Source organism: Cupriavidus sp. 8B (assembly GCF_054589115.1).
In genome coordinates, this window is the sequence record NZ_BAAILO010000003.1 from 1 (window position 1) to 25,157 (window position 25,157).

A 25,157-nucleotide genomic window follows, 5' to 3' on the forward strand; every position below is an offset into this window, starting at 1 on the left:
GTCGTAGTAGTAGCAAATGTAGGCGGGTGTGATCTCGTCGGTGGAAATGTCCGAGCGGAGCGGCAAGGCCTCTTCAAGTGTGACGCCCTCTCCCACTAGTTGGCGCTGGACCACGCTTGGGTTATTCGACAAAAACAGGATTCGGCCGTTAAAACGAACCGTGTCGGAAGGACGAAGCGGCTGCGAATTTGGCTGGTTCACGGTTTACTCTCCTATGTAATCTACTTATGCAATCGGCAGGGCGAAGTGGTCTCAGACGGCTGACAAGTCGCGAGTCATGATGAGTCGCCAGGATAAGACTCGGCCGTCAGTGGTTTAACTCTTCAAGCCTCAGGCCGTTTGTCTTCGGTCCAAATACGCCGATCGCTATCATGACCACAAGCATGCAGGCCGTGATGCCGGTGAAGACCCCGGGTACGCCAAAGTCCTTCAGCAGCGCAGCAATGATGAAGCCCGATAACATCGCGCCGATACGGCTAGCGGAATAGACGATGCCGCTCGCACGGCAGCGCACGGCCGTGGGAAATAGTTCCGACTGATACGTATGACAGGAAACTGACATTGTCTGACCGGCAAAGCTGATGAGCACGCCTGTAATAATGAGCGGAACAACCGACGTCACCTGTCCGAACGCGAGTCCGCAAATGACCACTGCGAGCGCGCTACCGACGATTAGGTACTTACGCTGGATTTTGTCTGCGTAGAGCATGGCTAGTAATGCGCCCGCTGGCATCGCAAACGCAATGATGAACGAGTACAGCAGACTCTTGGTGACAGTAATACCGTGAGCAATCAATAGTGTCGGCACCCAGTTCACGAACCCGTAGTAGCCGATAGCCTGACAAAAGTTGAAGACAGTCAGCATGATCAGGCGCGACCGATATGGCGGCTGCAGCAGCTCCGCAAACGACGCATGCCGGTGCACGGGCTGCTCGATCGCATTCAGTGGCGGCGGAAGGGGCTGGCCGTACTGGCGCTCGACAATAGCTTCGATCATGCCCACTATCCTCTCGCCCCTCTCAACATTGCCGTGGGTCGCGAGCCATCGCGGGCTTTCCGGCACCGCACGGCGAATGAACCAAACGAGCACCGCGCCGATCGCTCCCGCGAGCACCACGACACGCCATCCGTCGATGCCGAACACGGTCGTCGGAACGAGCCAGTACGAGAGGATCGCAGCGACCGGGGCGGCCGCGAACATAACCGTCTGGTTGAACGCAATCGCGCGGCCGCGCATATGCTGCGGGACGAGTTCGGTGACGTAGCTGTCGATCGTGATGATCTCAAGGCCCACGCCGATGCCGGTGATGAAGCGCCACAGGATCACGCCTTCGGGAGTCGCCTGGAATGCCATGATCGCCGAGCCGACCGAGTACCACAGCAGCGAAAACGTGAAGACGGCGCGGCGCCCGTAGCGATCCGGCATCCAGCCGAATCCGAAGGTGCCGACGAAGAGGCCCACGAAGGTTGCGGCAATGAAGCCAGCGATCCCAGTCAAGCCGAAGAATGCATGGGTCGTGGTCTGAAGCAGCCCGCTCTTCGCCATGCCCGGCGCGATATAGCCGGTGAAGATCAGGTCGTAGACTTCGAAGAAGCCCCCGAGCGAGATGAGGAACACGAGCATCCAGAGATGCTGCGTAATTGGCAGGCGGTCCATGCGCGCAGAGATTTCCGCGCCCGGGTTGATGTTGATACGAACGTTCGGCGCGACGCGCGGGGGGCTTCCCGCGGTGACGGTCTGCTGCATGTCTGTCTCCTGTTATTGCATCTGGCCGACGACTCGCCGGCGGATCTGGTCGCGCTCAATCGACTTGAGGTGCGCCCTGAAGTCCTTGGCCGCCCAAGCAAGTGGCGTTATATCCCTATTTGCGGGGGCACTTGAGTCGGGCTTCACTTCGGTTCTCCTTCGTCTTGTTGCGATTTTATGATTTCGCGATAAGAGAACGAAGTGGTAATCTGGGAAGATAGGATTCTCCATTGGGAACTTTCTGACATGCCGAACTGCCGTTGCTGTGTACGATGAAGTCACATTTCGACCCCATCACGCTGAAACTCTTCATCGCCGTTTGCGAGGAGGGAAGTATTGCCCGCGCTTCCCAGCGCGAGTCCATCGTGCCATCGGCAGTCTGCAAGCGCCTGGCAGCGCTTGAAGAGGATCTGCGTGTAACACTCCTCGCCCGTGGCAAACACGGAATGAAGCCGACCGCGGCCGGCACGGCGTTTGTTCGGCAAGCGCGGGACGTGTTGAGCCGTATGGAAAACATGTATGCCGAAATGAGCGAGTTCTCGGGTGGAGTGACCGGCAGCGTTCGCGTTGTTGCAAGTCCTGCCGCGATCGCCGCCTGGCTTCCGGCCGACATGGCCACGTTCCTTTCCATTTATCGTTCGGTTCGCGTCGCCCTGAAGGAATCGCTATCATCGGAGATTGTTCGTAGCGTGCGGGAAGGCCATGCAGATCTGGGAGTGTGTTGGGACGCCTCCGACTTGTCAGGCCTGGAAACAGCGACGTACCGGAGCGATCATCCGTGCGTCGTTCTCCACCCGTCGCATCCCCTAGCGACGCACGACGCGTTGTACTTCGAGGACACTCTGGAGTATGAAAGCGTCAGTGTGTCGCCTGGGAGCATGATGGAGATCATGTTGCGTCAGCACGCGGCACTCGCGGGCAAGCCCATGGCCACTCGAATCGAGGCATCCACCTTCGATAGTGCTTGTCGAATCGTGGCCGCCGGCCTCGGTATTGCGATTAGCCCGAGAGAAGCCGTAGGGCCAACTGCGAAGGCGCTTGGATTGACACTCGTACCCTTGAAGAATGACTGGGCTAACCGTCAGTTCGTTATCTGCTCGAGGTCGCAGAAATACACGTCATCCAGTGCGCGCACGCTCGCAGATCATCTTCACCGGCTAGCGGAGGGCGATGGAATTCAATCGAACTCCAGCCCATGCTGATCGCGAGCAATCGATGATTGGCTTTGGAGCATTTGCACGAGGACGGCGGACTTCATTGAGCATTCGCACTTTCCGCTTCGGCCGAGTACTTGCCGACTCTAGCTCGAAAACATGAATGGCCGTTGCACCTTGGCGGTCCTAGATGCGCCGCCAGGCGGAAGGTCAGAAATGGGTCGCTCTGAGCCCCGCGTCACCTGCACAACTGGTCCCGCCGGTGGCTGGGCGACGGAGCCCACGATCTCAATCCATAGTGTCCCTACCGGACCGAGGAGCGCGCCTGCGGCGCGCAATCGCAAGCCACTGCGGAAGGCCATGACTCGGCTGTCAGGCTAGAACACGCGAGGGGTCTGCTATGCAGCTACCGGCAGGGTGAGGAGCGACTGGCGGCAGCCCGCCAGCGAGCAGCGATTTTCCACGACTTCCTGCAGGCGGCGCTCGGCATCGCCGGCATGACAGACCAGCGATACCCCGGTCCGCTAGATAACTACGGCACATCGTCAGTAAACGTGGCATCGACGAAGGCACGCAACTGCGTCAGGTCGGTCTTCGCATGGGCCGCCGTGGTCTGTACCGAGGCATGCCCGAGTGGCGCCTGGGCGGCGGGTAGCGGCACCTTGTGGTCGACCACCAGCGCGCGCGCATAGGCGTGGCGCAACCAATGCGGCGACGCCGCACGCAGTAAGATTGCCTGCGCCGGCTCGCGGGCCTGCAAGCCATCGGCCACAGCGGCAAAGATCGCCTTGACCTCGCGGCGATGCATGTCCTTTCTCGCCCCGGAACATGAGACGGGCGCGACGATGGAGCCATCTTGATTCATGTGGATCTGCGTGTAAATGAACGTTGATTAGCGGGCAGGAATAACTTAATGCCAACAGCCTGAGTTAGTCAACGACGATTCAAGTGCCGTTCAGTTTGCCCTTGTGAAAGAAGCCGCGCTGAGGAATGAACGCGATTCTTTTCGTTGGTGGCATCGCGACCAGACCCTGTACCGCCGCTATTTGCTATCACCCCCTGCTGGTTCCATACCATGACGCAGCTTGACGGAGTCAGCCTGGGGCGAGGCCAGGAAGGAAATCAGTTCCTCCGCGGCTTCATGCTGCTCAGACGCCGTGCATACGGCGGCCGAGAAGACGGTGATGACCTGAATCTCGGGCGGCAGAGAGCCGATGACATCGATGCCAGGCAAGTGCATTAACTCGCTCAATTGCTGGAAACCTAGTTCGACTTTCCCGCAGGCGACGAGCGCGCCCACTGGAACGCCGGGCGGTGCCTGCACGATGCGAGGCGCTATGGTTTCAGCGATGCCCCAGCGCTCGAACAAGCGGCTCAGGTGCGAACCGCTGGGACCCGTCGAATAGCCGATGCTGCGCGCGGCCAGTATGGCGTCGCGAACTGCCGCTTCGGTACCGATCTCCGGTCGAGGCGCCCCGGCTGCCACCGCGATCGCCACGCTCGAACGGGCCAGGTCGACCTGGCCGGCCGGGTCAATCTGGCCGGCTGCGGCGAGCTGATCGATCGCGTCGGCCGCAAGCACGACGATATCGAATGGCTCCCCGTCCTGAACACGCCGGGCAGCGGCCACGCCTCCGACCGATTCGATGACCACCCGTCGTCCCGACAAGCGCTCGTATTCTTTGACCAGCTCGGCCAGCACTAGGCGCGTGGCCATCGAAGAGATGCCCGTGATCTGCTCACTCATAAATTGACCGATGGCCATTTTCTCTGTCCTTTTCAATCGATATAGCGCTGTCCGGCTTGTTGCGGCGGTTTGCACATGTTGTATATATCCAGGCCGCGCACGCCGGCGGCCAGCTTCGCGCGCGTCTCGCCTTCGTTGGCTTCCCGCGCGGTCGCCTTTGCGAGAACCTTCTGCGCCGATGCCGCTGGCACCACGACCACACCATCGTCGTCCGCGACGATCACGTCGCCCGGATTCACCAGCGCCCCAGCGCATACCACCGGTATGTTCACGGGACCGAGAGTCGCCTTGACCGTCCCTCTGGACGAGCGCCTTTCTCCATACCGGGAAGTTCATCTCCGCCGATCCATCACCTTTTTGTTCTGATTGTGGCAGCCCGCGCGGACGGCGGCCTCTGGTGCGAGGCCGGGCTTTAGCGGACTGTGCGCTTCTTCATGGCGGCGTCGAGCTTGTCCCGGTGGAGTTCTCGTTCCCAGGCGGAGACCACGAGCGTGGCGACGCCATTCCCGATCGTGTTGACGACGGCGAGCCCGGTGCCCATGAAGCGGTGAATGCCGAGAATCAGCACCATGCCGGACACAGGGATGACGGGGAACACGAGCAGAGTCGAGGTGAGCATGATGAACGCAGCACCGGCCACGCCACTCGCGCCCTTCGAGGTGAGCATCGCGACCACGATCAGGGTCATTTCCTGCGTGAAGGTCAGCTGGATAGTGAAGGCCTGCGCGATGAACAGGACCGCCATCGTCAGATAGATGTTGGTGCCATCCAGATTGAACGAATAGCCCGCGGGCACGACGAGCCCGACCACCGGCTTGGAGCAGCCCAAGCGTTCGAGCTTTTCGAGCATCCCGGGCAGCGCCGCTTCGGACGAACTCGTGCCGAGAACAATGAGAATCTCCTCGCGGATATAGCTCATGAAGCGAAAGATGTTGAAGCCCATCACGCGGCCGATCGCGCCGAGGACAACCACAACAAACACAAAGAGCGTCAGGTAGAACGCGCCGATCAGCTTGATGAGTGGCAAGACGGCCCCGACTCCATATGTTCCGATGGTGTAGGCGATCGCACCGAAGGCCCCGATGGCAGCGGTCTTCATGATGATGTGAACGATGCCAAAGAACGTGTTGGCGATGCCGCCGATGAACTCGACCAGCGGCTTGCCCCGCTCGCCGAGCGCGGCAAGCGCTGCGCCGAACAGCACCGAGATGAGCAGAATCTGTAGCACGTTGCCCGTCGCGAACGCATCGACCACGGTGTTCGGGATGATGTGCATGAGGAACTCGACCGTGCTCTGCTCATGGGCTTGGGGCGCGTAGCCGGAAAGCGCGGAAGCGTCGATTTTCGACGGATCGAGGTTGAAACCGGCACCCGGGCGTAGCAGGTGCCCGGCCACAAGCCCGATCACCAGCGAGAGCGTCGAGACGACCTCGAAATATAGGAGTGCTTTCCCGCCGACGCGTCCGACCTTTTTCATGTCGCCCATGCCCGCGATGCCCGCGACCACGGTGCAGAAAATGATTGGGCCGATCACCATCTTGACGAGCTTGATGAACGCATCGCCGAGCGGCTTCATCTGGACGGCAAGCGTCGGCGCGAAGTGGCCGAGCAGCACGCCAATCAGAATTGCGGCCAGCACGTGCACATAGAGCTGGCGGTAAAGGGGGACGCGCAGGCGCGGCGTCGCATCGGGGGATAAAGTGGTGGCGCTCATCGCGGCTGCCTCGCGGCAAACGTAATGCGTGAACGAAAGTTGGATTGAGTCATGCTGTGTCTCCGATAGGTTGTCTTGCGGCCTTTTTTGACCGTCTGTTATTTGCCGGCGCCGAAATCGTAAAGTCGACCAGGGTTCTCGACCAGGATCTTGTGGAGCAGCACGGGATCGTCGCAAATGCGGAACAGCAGGTCGACCAGTTCACCATCGTTGGGCATGTCCTTGGAGATATTCGGATGCGGCCAGTCCGTGCCCCACAACACACGATCCGGTGCGGCGTGAACGAGTGCCCGCGCGAAGGGAATCGCGTCGTCGAAGGGTCGTTTGCCCGCCGAGACTCGCTCGGAGCCGCAGACCTTCACCCATGCGAGCGGATTGCGCATCAGCTCCAGCAGTTGCCGGAACGGCTCCTGATCCAGACCCGCCTCGGCGCGTACGCGGCCCATGTGATCGATTACGAATGGCACGCGAATCCGCCCGATGAGATCGGCGTATTTGACGATGTCCTGCGCGTCGAGGTGCAGCACGACATGCCAGCCGAGCGCTTCGATCCGCCGCAGCACGCGGTCGAATACGTCCAGGTCGGGCGCTCCGCCCAGATGCTCGACGAAATTGAAGCGTACGCCGCGCACACCGGCGTCGTTGAGCGCCTTCAGCGCGTCGTCGGTGACGGTGACATCGACGATGGCAACGCCCCGATACCGACCGTTGCTCCGGGTGATCGCATCGAGCATCGCGGTGTTGTCGGTGCCGTGGCAGCTCGCCTGCACGATCACCCCGCGCGCAAGGCCCAGATGGTCGTGCAGCGCAGCGAGTGCTTCGAACGGCGCGTCGGGCGGCGTGTAGCTGCGATCTTCGGCATAGGGGAAACGCTCGGCGGGGCCGAATACGTGGCAGTGGGCGTCGCATGCGAACGCGGGGAGCGCATGCAACGGGTCGATTGGGTGCGGATCTGGCGGAAGACAGGATCTCATGATGTGGCTGGGCTCTATTGAGAATGGCGTGGCCTGACAGCGATTGAGGATCATTGTGGCGATTCGAGTTCACCGATACAATCGACATATCCGACTAGCTGATATACGAAATTTGTATAGGATCCGAAATGGAACTGAAGCAGCTCGAGGCCTTTGTGCACGTAGTGGAGCTGGGGAGCTTCACGCGCGCCGCCACGATCCTCGATACCAATCAGCCGACCTTGAGCCGCCTCGTGCGACAGCTCGAGGTGGAACTTAGGCAGACCCTGCTCGTGCGGAACGGGCGCGGCGTCCTGGCAACCGATGCGGGGCAGGTCATGCTGGGCCATGCGAAGGGGATGCTGCTGCAGGCCGAGCGTGCCCGGCACGATCTTCGGCAATTGAAGGGGACGGTCAGCGGACACTTCAGCATCGGGCTTGCGCCGAGCTTCGCAAAGGTCGCCACGCAGGAGTTGATCCGGCAGTTCAGGCAGCGGTTTCCAGATGCGACGATCTCTGTGGCAGAGGGGCTTTCCACGTATCTGATGGAGTGGCTGATGATGGGCCGCATCGATGCGGCCGTGCTTTACGACACTTCGCTCACTGCACTCGTCGAGAAGCGCGCGGTGTTTGAGGAGGAACTGTTCCTGATCGGCATGGGAGGTAGTACAGGTGGTCAGGCGCCGGAGCAGATCCGCCTAAAGGACATCGGGCGCTATCCACTCGTCATTCCCGGCCGGATGCACGCGCTGCGGCAGATTGTCGAAGCGCGCGCCGCCGAGGAGGGCGTCAAGCTCGCCATTGCGCTCGAGGTGGATGCAGTCGGGGCGATCCTCGACCTCGTGTGCGAGGGCTATGGTTACGCGGTGTTGCCCATCAATGCTCCGGCCACCGATCCGCTCAAGCGCCCGTTCTCCGTTACGCGCATAGCGCAACCGACGCTGCACACCCGTCTCGCTATCGCGACGAGCAGCCAGCACACCTTGTCACACCTGGCGATGGAGGCGATCGGCCTGATCGAGACCGCGGTGCTCCCGCTTTACACTACCGACCGGAACCCTGGAGAAATGCAACCGAATGAGATGTGAGAAAGGTCGGCCACCCATCGTATTTTTGTCCACGGCTTGCCAGCTCATTCCGGCCGTAGCAGCTTGAAGCTGCCAGCGATAAACGGAGTGAAGTGAAAAACAGGAAACAGGCGGGGCTCAAGCGGCTTCGCGCCCGTGCAGGACTGCTCGGGTGGTTTGCAGGATCACGTCCAGCATGGACTGATGCGAGCGGGTCGAGGGACGATGCGAGCTGACCGCAAGCACCAGGCGCATGCGCAAACCGGGCGAGGAGATGGGCCGAGCCACCAGACGGTCGGCATGCGTCGATTTCAATAGCGCGTTGATCGGCAGCACTGCGCCGCCGGCGCCGTCGGCCACCAGGTCGAGCAGCGAGGACACGCTGTCGATCTCCAGGGCGATAGTGGGGACGAGGCCGACATCGGTCAACCGCGTCTCCACTTTCATGCGCATCGCATTGGGCCGACTGGGAATCACCAGAGGCGTTTGCGCCAATTCTTCTAGGGTGACCGGTGCGGTCGCATTGCTGCTACCACCCAACTCGATCAGAAAAAGGTCTTCCTCGCATACTTCAGTGAATTCCACGCCTGAAGCCATGGCGTTGCCGGGGAATTCGTAGAGCAACGCCGCGTCCAGCCTGCCGTTGAGCAGGGACTCTTGCATCGCGGTGGAGAGCCCCTCCCGGACCGAGAGCACGGTGCCCGGTAACGCCGTCCGGAATTGACGGATCAGCGGCACGATCAAGATGCGCGAGAGGCTTGGCGGCACGCCGAGGGCGATGTTGCTGCCTGCGGCACCGCGCAGCCGCGCTAATTCTTCCTTGGTATGGGCGAATTGGCGCAGTAGCCCGCGGCCATGCTCCAGTAGCAGCTTCCCGGCCTCGGTGGTGGTGACCCCGCGTCCGTTGCGGATCAACAGGTTCTGCCGCAACTCGACCTCCAGCAGCCTGACTTGCCGACTAAGGGCAGGTTGAGCCACATTTAGCACGACGGAAGCACGGGTAAAGCTGCTCAATTCGGCAACGTGCACGAAGTATTCGAGTTGTTTGATGTCCATGGCATTGGGTTGCAGCGCAGCAAATCACGCCTTGCGTTATAGCAGAATGATATATCTGCTAGTGGGATTGTGCGCTGTTTCAATCTTGGCCGAGTCTCGATAATCAGTCGCATGCAAATTTCAATCCCCACCCTCCTGATACGCGGAGGTACCTCGCGCGGTCCGTTCTTCCACGAGACCGACCTGCCTGCGGATACCGCCAGCCGCGATGGCGTGCTGCTCGCGGTGATCGGTTTGCCCGACCGCAGCCAGATCGGCACCGCCCGCGCCTTGATGAAGGGGGAGGCATTGATTCATCAATCAGTATGGAAAGGAGACACAGCGTGATCATCGATTGCCACGGCCACTACACGACTGCCCCTGCGGCACTGGAAACCTGGCGCAAGCGCCAGATCGACAGCCTGGGCAACCTGGCTATGGGGCCTAAGGCTGGCGAATTGCGGATTAGTGACGACGAGCTGCGCGAGAGTATCGAGCACAACCAACTGCGGCTGATGCGCGAGCGCGGCCTCGACCTGACGATTTTTTCACCGCGCGCCAGCTTCATGGCTCACCATGTCGGCAATTTCGAGATCAGCTCGACCTGGGCCTCGATCTGCAACGAACTGTGCCATCGCGTGGCCGGGCTGTTCCCCCAGCAGTTCATCGGCGCGGCCATGCTGCCGCAATCGCCGGGCGTCGCACCCGAAACCTGCATTCCCGAGCTGGTTCGTTGCGTGGAGGACTACGGCTTTGTTGCCATCAACCTGAATCCGGATCCGTCGGGCGGCCACTGGACCGCGCCCCCGCTCTCCGATCGCTCGTGGTACCCCATTTACGAGAAGATGGTGGAGTACGACATTCCGGCGATGATCCACGTCAGCACCAGTTGCAATGCGTGCTTTCACACCACCGGGGCGCACTACCTGAATGCGGATACGACTGCGTTCATGCAATGCCTGACGTCCGATCTGTTCAAGGACTTCCCGACGCTTCGCTTTGTGATCCCACATGGCGGCGGCGCCGTGCCTTACCACTGGGGCAGGTTCCGTGGCCTGGCCCAGGAGTTGAAGAAGCCGCTGCTCCAGGATCACCTGCTGAACAACATCTTCTTCGACACCTGCGTCTACCACCAACCCGGCATCGACCTGCTCACCAAGGTGATCCCCGTGTACAACACGCTGTTCGCGTCGGAGATGATTGGCGCCGTACGCGGCATCGATCCTGAGACCGGTTTCCACTTCGACGATACCCGCCGCTACATCGACGCCGCGTCGACGCTGACGGAGCAGGACCGCCACCAGATCTACGAAGGCAACGCGCGCCGCGTCTACCCGCGGCTCGACGCGGCCCTGAAGGCCCAGGGCCGCTGACAGGACAGCCCCGGATGACCACAACCCATTCTCAATCACCAGCCATGAATCCACTCGGCATCGTCAAGCGTCATATTGAGCGCCCCTCCGCCGCCGCGGTAGAAGAACTGTCCAAGTTCGGCGTGGCCACCATTCACGAGGCCATGGGCCGTATCGGGCTAATGAAGCCGGAGATGCGTCCGGCCTTTCCCGGCGCACGCCTGTGTGGCACTGCGGTCACCGTGCTGCTGCAGCCCGGCGACAACTGGATGCTGCACGTGGCGGCCGAGCAATTGACGCCCGGCGACGTGGTGGTCGCAGCCTGCACGGCTGAAAGCAGCGATGGTTTCTTCGGCGATCTGCTGGCAACCTCGTTCCGGGCCCGTGGCGGCGCAGGCCTGGTGATCGACGGGGGTGTACGTGATGTCAGGGAGCTCAGAGAAATGGGCTTTCCGGTGTTCTCCCGAGCCATTCATGCGCGCGGCACCGTCAAGGCGACGCTGGGCTCGGTCAACGTGCCGGTGGTCTGCAGCGGGGCCTTGGTCAATCCGGGGGACGTTGTGATCGCCGACGAGGATGGTGTGGTGGTGGTGCCTGCCGCCATCGCCCAGCAAGTAGCGAATGCCGCCGGCGAGCGCGAGAGCAAGGAAGCGGCGAAACGCGCGCGCCTCGCGGCCGGCGAACTTGGCCTGGACATCTACAACATGCGGCCCACGCTCGCCATGGCTGGCCTGCGCTATATCGACTGACATCATGACCTCATCCCCCGATGCTCGCCAGTGGCATATCGGCTTGGCCGGCTATGGAGAGGTTGGTTGCACGCTGGCCGAAGACCTTCGTGCGGCCGGCATGATTGTTTCCGCCTTCGACCGACTGATGCAAGCCCCAAGCGGTGAAGCGTTGCAACGCCACGCCGCCGCCATCGGTGTAAGGCTGGCAAGCAGCCATTCCGATCTGGTCGCTAGCGCGGACTTGGTCATCAGCGCCGTCACCGCCGATCAGACCCTGGCGGTGGCGCACGCCTGCCGGTCGGGGCTGCGTGCCGGGACGTTCTTCCTGGACTTCAACTCCGCTTCGCCGGGCACGAAGATCGAGGCTGCCGGGTTGGTGAACGGCGCCGGTGGCCGCTATGTGGAAGGCGCTGTGATGACCTCCATCGGCCCCTACCGGATACGCATGCCTTTGCTGTTGGGCGGACCGTCGGCAGCGCGCTTGCACCCATACCTGGAGACGCTGGGCTTCCAGGCCAAGGTGGGCTCGACCACACTGGGGGTCGTCTCGGCTACCAAGATGTGCCGCAGCGTCCTGATCAAGGGACTGGAGGCCATGGTGATCGAATGCTTCTGTGCAGCACGCGCTCACGGCGTGGAGGACGCGGTGCTGGCTTCGTTGGCTGAAACCTTCCCGGGAATCGATTGGGAGCAACAAGGTAGCTATTTCTTTCACCGAGTGATTCAGCATGGTCGCCGCCGCGCGGAGGAGATGCACGAGGTCGCGCGCACTGTGAGTGAGATCGGCCTGGAGCCAATGTCGGCCAGTAGCACCGCCAAACGGCAGGCATGGGTTGCTGATCTCGCGGCCCGAGGCCTGTTCGGCGGTGGCGACGCGCCGCTCGGTGACTGGCGCATCGAAGCCGACCATATCCTCGGCGCCACCGTCTGACCCGGGCGTGTCTTTTCCATAAGCCCAGACTCATTTTAAGGAAGCGCCTCATGCCAATGGACCCGAACTGGCTGCCATTCCACCCAGCTCCCTCGCGCCCCCAATTCGCGCTGCCAGCGGGCGCCGTTGATGCGCACTGTCACGTGTTTGGACCGGAGCATCTTTTCCCGTTCGCGCCGGAGCGCAAGTACACACCCTGCGACGCCTCCTGCGAGCAACTCTTTGCGTTGCGCGATCACCTTGGCTTCGAACGCAATGTTGTGGTTCAGGCCACGTGCCACGGCCATGACAACAGCGCCCTGCTCGATGCGCTGGCCCGCTCCGAGGGAAAAGCCCGAGGCGTGGTTTCGGTGCCGCGTGAAGTCAGCGACGCCGAATTGCATGCCATGCACGCCGTAGGGGTGCGGGGCGTCCGCTTCAATTTTGTCAGACGCCTGGTTGACTTCACACCGCGCGAGGTGCTGTTCGAGATCGCCAACCGCATTGCGCCGCTTGGCTGGCACGTAGTGGTGTACTTCGAAGCGGAAGATCTGCCCGAACTCTGGCCTTTCTTCACTAAGTTGCCGACCCCGGTGGTGGTAGACCACATGGGACGACCAGACATCCGCAAGCCCGTCGACGGACTCGAGTTCGGGCTATTCCTGCGGCTGATGCAGGAACACGACAATGTCTGGTCGAAGGTTAGCTGTCCGGAGCGCCTGAGCTTGTCGGGGCCACCAGGTTACGAGGACGTAGTCCCCTTTGCCCGCACGCTGGTGGAACGCTTCTCTGATCGCGTACTGTGGGGCACCGACTGGCCACACCCGAATCTGAAAGACCATATGCCCGACGACGGCAAGCTCGTGGACTACGTGCCGAAGATCGCTCCGACTGCCGAGCTGCAGCGCAAGCTGTTGGTGGACAATCCGACCCGGCTGTACTGGGGCGAAGGCAGCGGACTCTAAGCGTCACCGAGCGATGCCGGGCACCGGCTGGGGTCGCACACCGCTCGCCTCCCATGCGAATCGGTAGCACACCAGTTTCACGATGGCGCCACAGAGCGCAAGCACGTTAGCAGCGCGCCTTGAAAGCGCCGCTGTCTACGCGTACGTACCACGAACAGAATGGAGACGACATGTTTAGGAAACCAACCGCCACGCAGCCACTTTCCCCAACCCCAGTCCAGCTCGGCAGGATGACGGTACCTGGCCTACGCCAGCGCTTGGGCTGGCTGGCCCCCATTCTCGCCGCGTGCGGCTTGCTGGCGAGCACGGCGGCACTGGCGCAAGCGCCATTCCCAAGCAAGCCGCTGCGCATCGTCGTGGGCTTCGGCGCTGGCGGCGTGGCCGACATCGCAGCGCGCATTGTGGCCCAGGGCCTGGGTCAGGAGCTGGGCAAGCCAGTGGTGGTCGAGAACCTGCCTGGTGCCGGCGGCATCAACGCGGCAGTTGCAGTGGCCAAGGCAGAGCCAGACGGACACACACTGCTGCTGGTCAGCAACCAGAACGCGGTCAGTTCTTCGCTCTTCAAGACGCTTCCTTACCGCCCGCTCGAAGACTTTGCCATGATCTCGCCGATTGGCAGCTTCGACCTGGTCATGGTGGTGGACAAGGCCAGCAAGCTCAAGACCGTGGGCGAGGCGATCGCCCAGGCGCGCAAGGATCCGGCAGGTTTCAATATCGGCACGGTGGGGATCGGCAGCACGCAGAACCTCGCAGCGCAACTCTTCGTCGCCATGGCCGGGCTCGATGCCCAGGTGGTGCCGTTCCGATCCAGCGGCGACGTGGTTAGCGCGCTGCGCGGTGGCAATGTGCAGGCCGGATTCGAGACCATGCCGGCAGTGCTGCCGCAGATCCAGTCCGGCGCGCTGCGTCCGCTCGCCGTCACCGGAGGCAAGCGGTTCGCCAGCCTGCCCGGCACGCCCACCATGAGCGAGACTGGTCTCACGAACTACCAGGCCACATCCTGGAACGGCTTGGCCGCGCCTGCGAAGACTCCGGTCGAGGTTGTGACGCGCCTCAACCAGGCGCTTGCCAAGGTGGTGCAGTCGCCCGCATCGGCAAAGAAACTGGCGGACCTGGGACTCGAACCGCGTTCCAGTACCCCGCAGGCGTTCCAAGCATTCGTCGCCGGCGAAATCCGCAAGTGGCATGACGTCATTGAGCGCGCACGCATCGAAAAGCAATAAGCACGCACCGCTGGGCGGATCGAGGCAGCCACTGTCAGCGACCGGCCCGGCGAATGATTCAACGTGGATGTCTCTCATGCCGACGCGACGGTTGGCAGGAGACGTCATGTCCAGCGCGCCCACACGCAGCCACAAGAAGACACCTTAACAAAGAGGAGACACCTTGCGTGGCGCGATACGCTGAGCGCTGGCAGCCAGGTACATGACTGAGAGGCGCGAGCGAAGGCTGGAAGAAATCGCTCCATAGATCCGTCTGCGTCCAACCCAATAACCAAAGGAGAAAAGAACGAAGCTCGACATCTTTCAAACATGTTCGTATGCGGCCGCACGGGGCTCAACCCCTAGCGGCCCGATCCTAGGGCATCAAAAAGAAGGTCCCGTGAGGGGACGGGTGAGGAGGAGAGACGATGAAAAGCAATGTCACATTGAAGCGAACCGCGGGTGCCGCCTTACTGGCGGCAATCGGTGCAGGGATGAATGCTGAGGTCCGCGCACAAAGCTCGGTAGAGCTGTACGGGCTGGTCGGTACTTACGTCGCGTCGTCAAAGCGCGCGGACACGCCAACGGCGACCTGGTTGGAGGGAAGTGGGGGGCTTACCACGTCCTATTGGGGTATGCGCGGGACGGAAGACCTCGGTGGGAATCTAAAGGCAGTATTCACGCTGGAAAGCTTCTTTCAACCCGACACCGGTGGGCAAGGCCGCAATGCCACGGACCCGTTCTTTGCCCGCAACGCCTACCTTGGCCTCCAGGGTGGATTTGGGCAAATCACGTTCGGGCGACAAACCAACCCGACGTACGGGGTGATGCAGCGGCTAAATCCGTTTGGTGCATCCGTTGTCTTTTCGCCGTTGGTGACGCAGTCGTTCGTAGCGACCTTCGGTGGCGCAATCGTAGGCGATACGGTCTGGAACAACGCCGTCCGGTATGAAACTCCCGACTTTGGCGGATTCAGCGGTACGGCCATTTACGGCTTTGGAGAGGTTCCCGGCCACAATGGCACCGCGAATATCGGCCTTCATGGCTTTTACTCCGGTGGAGACCTAACCGCTGGTGTTTCGTTGCAACGTGTACGAAGCGGTATCACCGCCCCCATCATTTCGCAGGATGCCTACCTTGCGGGTTTTGCCTACGATTTCAAATGGGCCAAGCTCTTCGCGACCTTAGAAGGGACGAGCACCAACGGAAATGACGCGTTGACGCGGACTTACCAAGTTGGCTTTTCTGTGCCGGTCACGACGTCGGGTTCGGTGCTAGTGGATTGGGCGCGAACTACCCGCAACCAGCCGCGGACCCCGTACTCCATCAGGAACACGGCATCGCTTGGCTACGACTACTTCCTCTCCAAGCGTACCGATGTCTACGCCATCTATATGTTCGACAAGCTATCGACCGCATCCACGGGAAATACCTTCGCGCTAGGTCTGCGTCACAAGTTCTGAGTGCGCCGGGAGACCGGTAAGGAGTAGGTGGTGAAAGTCCACTGCGATGAAGGAATAGCGAACCACATCGGCCCCGAGCCGTGCGCAGGCCACCGTGAGGTGGTCAGCGAAGCGTCGGTAGGGGAACGTGCGGGCCAGCCATCGAGCCGCGATAGTTGTGTTGTTCCGGGTGCCGACGCGGTTCAGAACGCGGAAGGCAACATGAAGGGGCGCGTGAACGCGAGTGCCTCGACGACCCGGCGTGGTCCAAGACCCTGGCACGCACGGACGCTCTTTGCGCGGGAACCGGGAGATCTCTCGTCTGGCCAGTCGCAGCATGGGCTGGTCCGCATCGGGAAGGCGAGGAGCCGTAGCCGATGATGAACGGACGGGAGAAGTCAGACTCCGCCGTACTAGCGAGGAAGCCTGCGAACAATGCCGGGAAATCGGCTGCGGAGTGGGTGGAGCGAAGGGCGGGGACCAAGGGGAACATGGGTCAGTCCAACACGTGCCGGGCGCAGAACCGGGCAAGCGTGCCACAGGGGCTGGAACGTGTACGGCAAGCTGCAAGGCAGCGGAAGAAGGAGCGGTTCACTGCGTTGCTGCATCACGTCACTGTCGACCGGCTTCGGGAGTCGTTTTATGCGCTCAAACGCAACGCGGCTCCGGGAGTGGATGGCATGACGTGGCGGTACTACGAGGCAGGACTGGAGGAGCATCTCCAGCGTCTGCACACGCAAGTACTCAGCGGAGCGTATCGGGCGCTACCCGTTCGGCGGCAGTACATACCCAAGCCGGACGGCAAACAGCGTCCATTGGGGATTGCCGCACTGGAAGACAAAGTCGTCCAGCGTGCGGTGGTTGGAGTGCTAAATGCGATCTACGAGGAAGACTTTCTCGGTTTCTCGTACGGGTTCCGACCCGGACGCAGTGAGCATGATGCGCTGGACGCGTTGGCAACGGCCATCATCCGCACCCCGGTGAACTGGATTTTAGACGCCGACATCCGGAGCTTCTTCGACTCGGTCAGCCAGGACTGGCTGGTTCGGTTCATGGAGCATCGGATCGGCGACGAGCGCATCATTCGTCTTGTGCGGAAATGGCTCAAGGCGGGCGTCCTGGCGAATGGAGAACTGAGCGTCAGTGAAACAGGTACACCGCAGGGTTCGGTGGCATCGCCACTGTTCGCGAACGTGTATCTGCACTACGTGTTTGATCTCTGGGCCAACCGGTGGCGACGGCGGGAAGCTAAAGGCAACGTCATCATTCTGCGGTACGCGGATGATGTCGTGGTTGGCTTCGAGCACGAAGCTGACGCGCGGCGCTTCTGGGACGCGATGCGACAGAGGCTGGAGGAGTTCTCGCTTGCGCTTCACCCGGACAAGACGAGGCTGCTGGAGTTTGGCCGCTACGCAGCGGCCAACCGCCAGAGTCGAGGCCTTGGCCGGCCGGAGACCTTCGCCTTCCTGGGCTTCATCTTTATCTGCGGACGATCGCGTCGCGGTGCCTTCCAGTTGCAGAGGAAGACTCGCGGTGATCGCATGCGGGCGAAGCTCAGGCAGATCAAGGAGGATCTGCGACGGCGCATGCATGACCCGATTCCTGCGCAAGGAAAATGGCTTGGGCAGGTGGTGCGCGGATACTTCGCGTACCACGCAGTACCAACGAACTCGCGCGCGCTCGGCGCGTTCCGTTACCACGTTGTTGACCTCTGGCGGCGTGCGCTCAGGCGCCGCAGCCAAAAGGATCATATGACGTGGACGCGGGCCGAGCGGATCGCGGATGCCTGGCTCCCGCAGCCTCGAATCCTTCATCCATGGCCGGACCGGCGCTTTGCCGTCAAACACCCGAGGTAGGAGCCGTATGCCCGAATCGGGCTCGTACGGATCTGTGCGGGGGGTGCTCAGTAATGGGCATTCCTACCGCGATGTGCGCCGGGAGACCGGCAAGGAGTAGGTGGTGCAAGTCCACTACGATGAAGGAATAGCGAACCACATCGGCCCGAGCCGTACGCAGGCCGCCGCGAGGCGGTCGGCGAAGCGTCGGTAGGGGAACGTGCGGGCCAGCCATTGAGCCGCGATAGTTGTGAAATTCCGGATGCCGACGCGGTTCAGAACGCGGAAGGCAACACGGAGGGGCGCGCGAGCGCGAGCGCCCCTCCGATCCGGCGTGGTCGAAGACCCTGGCACGCACGGAGGCTCTTTGCGCGGGAACCGGGAGATCTCTCGCCTGGCCAGTCGCAGCATGGGCTGGTCCGCGTCGGGAAGGCGAGGAGCCGAAGCCGATGATGAACGGACGGGAGAAGTCAGACTCCGCCGTAGTAGCGTCGAGGCCTGCGAACAACGCCGGGAAACCGGCCGCGGAGTGGGTGGAGCGAAGGGCGGGGACCAAGGGGAACACGGATCAGCCGCGCACGCGCCGGGCGCAGAACCGGGCAAGCGTGTCACAGGGGCTGGAACGTGTACGGCAAGCTGCAAGGCAGCGGAAGAAGGAGCGGTTCACTGCGCTGCCGCACCACGTCACGATCGATCGCCTTAGGGAGTCGTTCTTTGCGCTCAAGCGCAATGCGGCCCCCCGGGTGGACGGCGTGACGTGGCGGTACTACGAAGCAGGACTGGAAGAACATCTCGAGCGACTGCATGCGCAAGTACAGAGCGGAGCATACCGGGCACTACCCGTCCGGCGGCGGTACATACCGAAGCCGGACGGTAAGCAGCGCCCGTTGGAGATTGCCGCGTTGGAGGACAAGATTGTTCAACGCGCGGTGGTTGATGTGCTGAACGCGATCTACGAGGAGGATTTCCTCGGGTTCTCGTATGGGTTCCGGCCCGCGCGCAGCAGCACGATGCGCTGGACGCGTTGGCGACGGCCATCACCAGCACCCCGGTGAACTGGATTCTGGATGCGGATATTCGGAGCTTTTTCGACTCGGTTAGCCAGGAATGGCTAGTCCGGTTCATTGAGCACCGGATCGGCGACCAACGCATCATTCGTCTTGTGCGCAAGTGGCTCAAGGCGGGCGTGCTGGAGGAGGGAGAGTTGAGCGTTAGTGAGACAGGTACCCCGCAGGGATCAGGAATGCGGCGAGCGCGATGCCGCTGTCGCCGCTCCCCTGAGGACGCGATTGCCTACCGCAGTTTCCTGCCGCAGGCCGACGCCGCACAAGCGCTGGGTGGGGGCCACGTCAGCCCAATATGCGAAGTGCCATTTCGAAGGCTTGCATCGAGGTCTCGGGCATGGCTGTCAATCCTAACCCGTACCATCTTGGTCAACCTAAACGTGCTTCACAAAGCACTTTGAGGTTGGCTGCGCAACGAAGCGCCGTCGCGGGTCCTATGGACGCGAGCGCGCCCAAACCTGTGCATGCCAGGTAGTATGAGCCGGCATCCTTTAAGGGCAATTTGCAGGCCTCTCCCCTTGAAATTTAGCTTCCCAATGACTAATTTATTTTTGCTCAGGCAGTCGCGACGTTTGCGCGCTGCGTGTTTCTGTTTGTTTGCCAGCAGCTTGGCAGGTGGATGGGAGCGCGTATGCCCCTTCGCCTCCTTGCTGTGTCTAAGGAGGATACGACCATGAGTGAACTCTTCTTTGGAACCGACCTCTTCAGCGAACTCGACCGCATGCAAAGGCAGGTGGCGAGTTTGCTCGGCGGTTTCCCATCCAGCATCCGCTCCGGCCGCTTTGGGGCATTTCCCCCCGTCAATATCGGCGCCACGGACGACTCCATAGAAATCGTCGCGTTCGCCCCGGGCATCCAGCAGGACAAGTTCGAGGTGTCGATCGACAAGGGCTTGCTGACAATTAGCGGCGAGCGCGAAGCGGCGCACGCGGAGGACGATCCGGAGGCTCGGCTGTATGCGCAAGAGCGCTTCGTCGGCACGTTCCGGCGCGTCGTCGAGCTGCCGCAGAGCGCCGACCCCGACAAGGTGCAGGCGCGCTATGCCAACGGCTGCCTGTCTATCAGTGTTGGCAAGCGGGAATCGTCAAAGCCTCGGGCGATCACTGTCGAATAAGCCAGGAGAATGCCATGAACGATACTACCCAAGTCGTTGAGCGCGACCAGAACGCGGTGGCCCAAAGCCAGGAGGAGAGGTCGACGCCGACGATGACACTGCTCCCTGCGGTCGACATTGTCGAGGACAGCAGTGGCGTCACCCTCTGGGCAGACCTTCCGGGTGTGACCAAGGACAAGCTCGCCGTGAATGTCCACGACGGGAACCTTCATATTGAAGCGGAAGCCGTCGTGCCCACTCCCCCCGGACTGCGGGTGCAACACGCGGAGATTCGCCAGCCGCACTTCGCGCGCGCTTTCTCGCTAAGTCCCGACCTCGACGCATCGAAGATCGAGGCGAACCTGCAGGACGGCGTGCTGAAGTTGACGATCCCGCGTCGCGACGAGGCGCGTCCGCGCCGCATTGCAGTCACTGTGGCGTGAGCTCTCCAGGACCGCATCCGCGGGGCCGGTACGGTGGCGTCCGCACGGGCGCCGCCGCCCGCCGTGTCACTAGGGAAGTGCTGGACTGTATTGGATAGGCAGACGCCACGTCTCGCCGCGCCGGCTAGCTAACTAGCTGGCGTGGCAGGGCGTGCGAGGAACTTTATCGGATCGAATGTGTGCGTCGATAGGAGGACAAGATGAAAACGGAACTGGGCAAATGGAACCCCTTCAAGTTCCTACGGAAGACGACAAGTGACAAGCAACCGATGGGTGATGCGTCCGACGTGCCCGCGCCGAGGCACGGCACGCCCGACTGGCCTGACGTTTCGCGGCTGTTTTCTAGCGATCCCTGGCGGGCGATGGGCGAGTTCCTGCACGAACCGTTCGCGGGCTTCGGTGGTTTGGATCGATGGTTCGGCGACTTCAGTTCGTCTCGCTTCCAACCTCGGATCGATGTGGTCGACGATGGCGAGGCCCTGAGGATCACGGCTGAGCTGCCCGGTATGGACCGCGAAGACCTGCAGGCCACCATCGAAGATGGCGCACTGCTCTTGCGGGGTGAGAAGAAGCAGGACATTCGGAGCGAAGAGAACGGCTGCTACCGCCTGGAGCGAGCGTACGGCGCATTCATGCGCAGTATTCCTCTGCCGGATGGTGTCGACGTGGATCACGTTGATGCGAAATTCGACAGAGGACTGTTGACACTACGTCTACCCAAGACGGGGTCGTCGCAGTCTGCCGTGAGGACGATCGAAGTGAAGTGAGCTGATGTCTGCATTCCTGAGGCATCGCATGTATTTGCGCGAAGCTGCTGCACGCAGCCGGGCAATCCTGGCGGTCGTGGAAGGGGGGGCTGACTCGGAACGCCAGAGGCGGGCGCAGCCCCCCTTTGGCGCGCGCGGTGCTTGGGGCTGCACGCTACTGGCTTCCAATGGGGCTCATTGCAGCGGGCGAACCAAGGCGCGACGTTGCGTTCTTGAAATCGCCGGACTCGCCCCTATTTTGGCGGCAATGTACTGTCGGATGGAGACTTCCATGGAGTTCGATTCTGAGTGGCTGACGCTGGGCAAGCATCGGGTGCAGCTCAAGTGCGCGCGCGGCTTCCCTACCGAGCGAACGCGGAGTGTGGCGGAGCTGGCCAAGATGGCCATTGAGAACAACCTTAGCGCGGGGGCCCGCTTGGTCGAGGTCACCGCAGAAGGCGAGAAGGCCTATGTGATCAGTGTCGGCACGACGTTCGCGAAAGACAGGGAGGCGGCGCCCCACCTGGAAGTGGCATTGGCCACAATGTTCGGCTTAGCGCCCGAGCAGGTCAACATAGACGTCGTCGTGGTCAGTCAAACGGAGGTGGATATGCACTTTGGCGTGTATGAGCGGATGCTGGCTGAAAAGCTTGGCGCCGTGCCACCAATCCAGTGAAGCGCGGTCCTGGCATCCGGCGCTACCTGTTACGCGCCGAGGATCGGCTCGTTGTGTGCATGCGGCCGTGCATTGTGCTATCACAACAGCGCGGCGGGGATGCCTAGCGCGTCCTCGCCGTAACACGACTAACGCTCGAAAGGCCTTTCAACCAGCGCTCCCTGCGCTTGAAAACCAACCCGCCCCTTCCAAAACATGAACAGGCGTCGGTCTGGCTGGCTGAGTCAAGCTCGTCATTGCGTTGAATGGGGAACAAGGCCATGAACATTCGTCCTTTACACGATCGCTTGATCGTCAAGCGGCTGGACGCAGAACATAAGACTGCTGCTGGCCTCGTCATTCCCGATACCGCCGCGGAAAAGCCGATCAGGGCGAAGTCCTGGCGGTCGGCAGCGGCAAGCGGCGGGGCGATGGCGGTGTCAGCGCACCCAGCGTGGGGGTCGGCGAGCGCGTGCTATTCGGCAAGTATGCGGGCACCACCGTCAAGCTCGGAGGCGCGGAACTGCTGGTCATGCGCGAGGAAGACATTCTGTGCGTCGTCGAATAGAGAAAGAGGGAAAGCTAGAATCTCGCGAGGAGTCTCATCATGGCAGCCAAGGAGATCCGATTTCAGGAGTCCGCGCGCAGCCGCATCGTGGCGGGTGTCAACCTGCTGGCCAACGCGGTTAAGGTCATGCTTGGTCCCGAGGGACGCACTGTTGTTCTTGAGCGGTCTTACGGGGCCCCGCTGATCACCAAGGATGGCGTATCGGTCGCCAAGGAAATTGAACTGCGCGACAAGTTCGTGGTTCAGGAAGGCACGAAGGACGTGGTGGTGGGCCTGAACCCGATCGGATCTGAAGCGCGGCATGGACCTGGCCCATCTTTTCGCGCAGGCAGCCGTGGTCTGCACCGAGGTGGCCCAGCGGTGCTTGGGCGGCGGGCAGCGGCACCTGGTGCTGCTCGTGCGCGGCGGCCAGCGCCGCTTTCAACTCGCCAGTGCGCACGACCGACCTTTCCGCGCGGGCCTGCTGGGTCGCCAGGACAGCGCGGGCCTCGGCCAGCTCCGCTCCAAGCCAACGGAAAGTGAACCTGTCGGCGCGTTAGCGGCCGCCGTACGAAAGGCAGTAGGGGAAGCGAATTTCGAAGGTCGTGCCTTGCCCTTTCCGGGACTCAAAATGGATTTCGCCATTCAGGACGCGACAAAGTTCCTTGACGATAGAAAGCCCAAGGCCCGCCCCGGGTATTTCGTTCCCTGCGGCGCGTTCGAATTCGTCGAATACGCGTACCTGATCTGAAGACGCAATGCCAACCCCGGTATCGGAAACGCGCAGGTACCAATGGCTCCCGTCGCACCTACCCATCGTCAATTCGATCTCACCAGAGCTCGTGAATTTTGTCGCGTTCGACAGCAGATTCAGCGCAACCTGTTTGAGCTTCAGGCGGTTCGACATCACTGATGTCAGGCTTGCATCAAAGACTCCTGCCAGATGCAGCCCTTTTGCCTCGACACTCGGCCGCGACGCTGCAACGAGTTCGTCAAACAGCGCCCTAAGTTCGACCTGCTCCACGGACAGCGGATTGCGGTCTCCCAGGATAATAGAATATTCCACCATTTCGTCGACCAGTCGCTTCATGTCCTCAGCCTGTCGGGTAGCCAGCGCCAAGCCGACTTCCGCCTTCGACGGGGCAAGCGCGATCAATTGTAGTGCGGTCGAAAACGTGTTGAGGAAGTTGCGCAGGTCGTGCACCACGCTGCGGGTGATCTGCATCCGCGATTCATACAAACCGCTGACCAGCCGCTGCTTCTCGGTTAGCTCATGATTGGCCTGCTCCAGCCTGCCGGTGTATTCGTTGATCTTTCGATTCTGCTCGTTGATGACTTCGCGAATCGACGTCAAGGTTACGAAACTGAGTGCCTCATCGATAAAGTGTTGGGTGCGCGCCTCGTGGTGCCTTGTGAAATAGCTGTGGGTTCCTGCGAACTCCAGGACGGCACCGGTCAGCACCTGCCGGAACAGGTCCAATTCGCGTACCAACTCATCAAGGTGATAGCCCTGTTGCCAGCGCACTTCGCCATGCTTCTTTGCGTTGCGCTCTATCGCCCCCTCGACCCGTTCGAGATCCCCTTCGTCGAGAGCCGTGCAGATCTCTTCGAGGATGGCCGGAAGATGGTCGGCAAGCTGTTCATGTGTCAGCTTGTCGGCCTCCACGAGGTCGGCATCGGCGCAAACTATCGCCATCCATTTTGCTGTCAGGCGGGCTTGCTCGTGGCGGAGAAACACGGCAAAGGCGCGCAGCGGTTTCACTTGCGTGTCAATCATAATTCCTCCGGATAGCAATCTACAGCGATAGGGGGACTTTCACCGCTTAACAAGGCGGGCAGCGCGAAATAATGTGCATAAAGGGACGTCCGGGAGCAAGACTTGCGATCCAGCAGTCATGGGCATTCGCGCCTCGCGACGTTGGGTGAGCCATCTGGCTTACGCCGCGAAGCATCGTGATGGTCAGACGGGGAAGCTGCCGGGCTCGATGCCGATTTGTACCAAGCCTCTGGTCTTGATTCGTTGGGCCCAGGTATTCGCGTCCAGTTCGACGCGAATGCCGTCTACCTTGAACCGGTCGCCATACGCCACCAGCGTCACAGACCAGGGTTCAGGGCCATCATCTTCCACTCGTGTGATGATGAAGCGGTCCCGCGCGCGGTCCCTCCATACCGAATGAAGTTCAGGTTTTCTGGCCATGGCACATTCCATTCTCTATTGGTCGAATTGAACCATGCTCGAATAACGGGCGGTGGCGCGAGACGGTGGCCGTCTGCTGCCGATGTAGTGAAAACGCATCATAGCGCGCCGGGTCGCGCATCTCCCGATATTTAGTATAGAGATTGGCGACCACAGTAACGAACAGATGCGGTCGGTGGGGGGGGAGGGCTACCCGCAAACTACGAGCGATATCGAAATCCGCGCGTGCGCCGAGGCGCGAGCCACGCGGCTTTGGGCTGGCAGACCATGCACATGACAAGGGCGCCAACACTGTCGTGCTGGTGGAGCGGTGCAAGCGATGGAAGCTGCGAAGCATGGCAGGCAGCGGCACAGCGTTTGCGTTTCGCTACTCGATTTCGCCTCCGCATCACTGGCCGGGCGTCGTGAGAACGGATTCTTTCCCGAACGTGAATATTTGTCGGGAGTGCCGGCACCTAAGTCCAATGGAACACCGCATCCTGCTTCGTATGGGCTTGTTCCACGGTGGAGCGCTCCCCGCCGATCCGGTGCCGTTCGTGCGTGGCCGGCTTGCCCGGC

At 61.6% G+C, this 25,157-nt stretch carries 23 protein-coding genes and 4 pseudogenes; 17 read left to right on the forward strand and 10 right to left on the reverse strand.

Annotation, left to right across the window (positions count from 1 at the left end):
* Together ACYP5B_RS00020 and ACYP5B_RS00025 are read right to left on the reverse strand one after the other, a co-directional pair.
* Positions 1–201: hypothetical protein (locus tag ACYP5B_RS00020; RefSeq protein ID WP_459568064.1), on the reverse strand; the 201-nt coding region annotated here is incomplete at its 3' end.
* 106 nt (positions 202–307) lie between these two features.
* Positions 308–1,747, reverse strand: a complete 1,440-nt coding sequence (locus ACYP5B_RS00025) for an MFS transporter (RefSeq protein WP_459568065.1) — start codon at positions 1,745–1,747, stop codon at positions 308–310.
* 272 nt (positions 1,748–2,019) lie between these two features.
* Between ACYP5B_RS00025 and ACYP5B_RS00030 the strand changes: the two genes are divergently transcribed.
* On the forward strand, positions 2,020–2,949 hold the full coding sequence (locus ACYP5B_RS00030; protein ID WP_459568066.1) for a LysR family transcriptional regulator: 930 nt from the start codon (positions 2,020–2,022) through the stop codon (positions 2,947–2,949).
* Between the two features lie 484 nt (positions 2,950–3,433).
* Here ACYP5B_RS00030 and ACYP5B_RS00035 read toward each other — a convergent pair whose 3' ends face one another.
* The 5 genes and pseudogenes from ACYP5B_RS00035 to ACYP5B_RS00055 form a co-directional block, all read right to left on the reverse strand.
* Entirely contained in the window at positions 3,434–3,766 is a 333-nt protein-coding gene (locus ACYP5B_RS00035; protein ID WP_459568067.1) for a tyrosine-type recombinase/integrase, read from the reverse strand.
* A gap of 177 nt (positions 3,767–3,943) precedes the next feature.
* Positions 3,944–4,666 carry a substrate-binding domain-containing protein gene (locus ACYP5B_RS00040; RefSeq protein ID WP_459568068.1) on the reverse strand — a complete coding sequence of 241 codons (723 nt, stop codon included), beginning with the start codon at positions 4,664–4,666 and terminating at the stop codon, positions 3,944–3,946.
* Between the two features lie 14 nt (positions 4,667–4,680).
* Positions 4,681–4,987 (reverse strand): annotated as a pseudogene (locus tag ACYP5B_RS00045) (RraA family protein); the annotation flags it as partial.
* A 73-nt stretch (positions 4,988–5,060) separates the two neighbouring features.
* A complete protein-coding gene (locus tag ACYP5B_RS00050; RefSeq protein WP_400100977.1) occupies positions 5,061–6,362 on the reverse strand; it encodes a dicarboxylate/amino acid:cation symporter in 1,302 nt (433 codons plus the stop codon).
* Positions 6,363–6,460: 98 nt separating this feature from the next.
* On the reverse strand, positions 6,461–7,336 hold the full coding sequence (locus ACYP5B_RS00055; protein ID WP_459568095.1) for an amidohydrolase family protein: 876 nt from the start codon (positions 7,334–7,336) through the stop codon (positions 6,461–6,463).
* Between the two features lie 128 nt (positions 7,337–7,464).
* Between ACYP5B_RS00055 and ACYP5B_RS00060 the strand changes: the two genes are divergently transcribed.
* Positions 7,465–8,403, forward strand: a complete 939-nt coding sequence (locus tag ACYP5B_RS00060; protein WP_459568069.1) for a LysR substrate-binding domain-containing protein — start codon at positions 7,465–7,467, stop codon at positions 8,401–8,403.
* A gap of 117 nt (positions 8,404–8,520) precedes the next feature.
* Here ACYP5B_RS00060 and ACYP5B_RS00065 read toward each other — a convergent pair whose 3' ends face one another.
* Positions 8,521–9,438: a LysR substrate-binding domain-containing protein gene (locus tag ACYP5B_RS00065; protein ID WP_459568070.1), complete on the reverse strand. Its 918-nt coding sequence runs from the start codon at positions 9,436–9,438 to the stop codon at positions 8,521–8,523.
* Between the two features lie 111 nt (positions 9,439–9,549).
* On the opposite strand from ACYP5B_RS00065, the gene ACYP5B_RS00070 reads away from it, so the two are divergent.
* The 15 genes and pseudogenes from ACYP5B_RS00070 to groEL all read left to right on the forward strand — a co-directional run.
* Positions 9,550–9,765, forward strand: a complete 216-nt coding sequence (locus ACYP5B_RS00070; protein ID WP_459568071.1) for a PrpF domain-containing protein — start codon at positions 9,550–9,552, stop codon at positions 9,763–9,765.
* Positions 9,762–10,790 carry an amidohydrolase family protein gene (locus ACYP5B_RS00075; protein ID WP_459568072.1) on the forward strand — a complete coding sequence of 343 codons (1,029 nt, stop codon included), beginning with the start codon at positions 9,762–9,764 and terminating at the stop codon, positions 10,788–10,790. Before ACYP5B_RS00070 ends, ACYP5B_RS00075 begins: the two co-directional genes overlap by 4 nt.
* 14 nt (positions 10,791–10,804) lie before the next feature.
* Complete coding sequence (ligK, locus tag ACYP5B_RS00080; protein WP_459568073.1) at positions 10,805–11,518, forward strand: 4-carboxy-4-hydroxy-2-oxoadipate aldolase/oxaloacetate decarboxylase; 714 nt, start codon at positions 10,805–10,807, stop codon at positions 11,516–11,518.
* A gap of 43 nt (positions 11,519–11,561) precedes the next feature.
* Positions 11,562–12,431, forward strand: coding sequence for a DUF1932 domain-containing protein (locus ACYP5B_RS00085; RefSeq protein ID WP_459568074.1), 870 nt, complete (start codon positions 11,562–11,564; stop codon positions 12,429–12,431).
* A gap of 50 nt (positions 12,432–12,481) precedes the next feature.
* Positions 12,482–13,375 (forward strand): amidohydrolase family protein, encoded by an 894-nt coding sequence (locus ACYP5B_RS00090; protein ID WP_459568075.1) that lies wholly within the window; start codon positions 12,482–12,484, stop codon positions 13,373–13,375.
* Positions 13,376–13,545: 170 nt separating this feature from the next.
* Positions 13,546–14,598: a Bug family tripartite tricarboxylate transporter substrate binding protein gene (locus ACYP5B_RS00095; RefSeq protein ID WP_459568076.1), complete on the forward strand. Its 1,053-nt coding sequence runs from the start codon at positions 13,546–13,548 to the stop codon at positions 14,596–14,598.
* 407 nt (positions 14,599–15,005) lie between these two features.
* Positions 15,006–16,040, forward strand: a complete 1,035-nt coding sequence (locus ACYP5B_RS00100) for a porin (protein WP_459568077.1) — start codon at positions 15,006–15,008, stop codon at positions 16,038–16,040.
* Positions 16,041–16,396: 356 nt separating this feature from the next.
* Positions 16,397–17,875 (forward strand): group II intron reverse transcriptase/maturase, encoded by a 1,479-nt coding sequence (gene ltrA, locus ACYP5B_RS00105; protein ID WP_459568078.1) that lies wholly within the window; start codon positions 16,397–16,399, stop codon positions 17,873–17,875.
* Between the two features lie 428 nt (positions 17,876–18,303).
* A pseudogene (locus tag ACYP5B_RS00110) lies at positions 18,304–19,094 on the forward strand (reverse transcriptase domain-containing protein); the annotation flags it as partial.
* 497 nt (positions 19,095–19,591) lie between these two features.
* Positions 19,592–20,032 (forward strand): Hsp20/alpha crystallin family protein, encoded by a 441-nt coding sequence (locus ACYP5B_RS00115; RefSeq protein WP_459568079.1) that lies wholly within the window; start codon positions 19,592–19,594, stop codon positions 20,030–20,032.
* Between the two features lie 14 nt (positions 20,033–20,046).
* Positions 20,047–20,454, forward strand: coding sequence for an Hsp20/alpha crystallin family protein (locus ACYP5B_RS00120; RefSeq protein ID WP_459568080.1), 408 nt, complete (start codon positions 20,047–20,049; stop codon positions 20,452–20,454).
* Between the two features lie 200 nt (positions 20,455–20,654).
* Positions 20,655–21,221, forward strand: a complete 567-nt coding sequence (locus tag ACYP5B_RS00125; protein WP_459568081.1) for an Hsp20/alpha crystallin family protein — start codon at positions 20,655–20,657, stop codon at positions 21,219–21,221.
* Positions 21,222–21,492: 271 nt separating this feature from the next.
* A complete protein-coding gene (locus ACYP5B_RS00130) occupies positions 21,493–21,876 on the forward strand; it encodes a hypothetical protein (RefSeq protein ID WP_035866346.1) in 384 nt (127 codons plus the stop codon).
* A gap of 260 nt (positions 21,877–22,136) precedes the next feature.
* Positions 22,137–22,423 (forward strand): annotated as a pseudogene (locus ACYP5B_RS00135) (co-chaperone GroES).
* Positions 22,424–22,462: 39 nt separating this feature from the next.
* Positions 22,463–22,654 (forward strand): annotated as a pseudogene (groEL, locus tag ACYP5B_RS00140) (chaperonin GroEL); the annotation flags it as partial.
* 304 nt (positions 22,655–22,958) lie between these two features.
* Here groEL and ACYP5B_RS00145 read toward each other — a convergent pair.
* Positions 22,959–24,179, reverse strand: coding sequence for an ATP-binding protein (locus ACYP5B_RS00145; protein WP_459568082.1), 1,221 nt, complete (start codon positions 24,177–24,179; stop codon positions 22,959–22,961).
* A gap of 183 nt (positions 24,180–24,362) precedes the next feature.
* Positions 24,363–24,599 carry a hypothetical protein gene (locus ACYP5B_RS00150; RefSeq protein WP_459568083.1) on the reverse strand — a complete coding sequence of 79 codons (237 nt, stop codon included), beginning with the start codon at positions 24,597–24,599 and terminating at the stop codon, positions 24,363–24,365.
* Positions 24,600–25,157 lie beyond the last annotated feature (558 nt).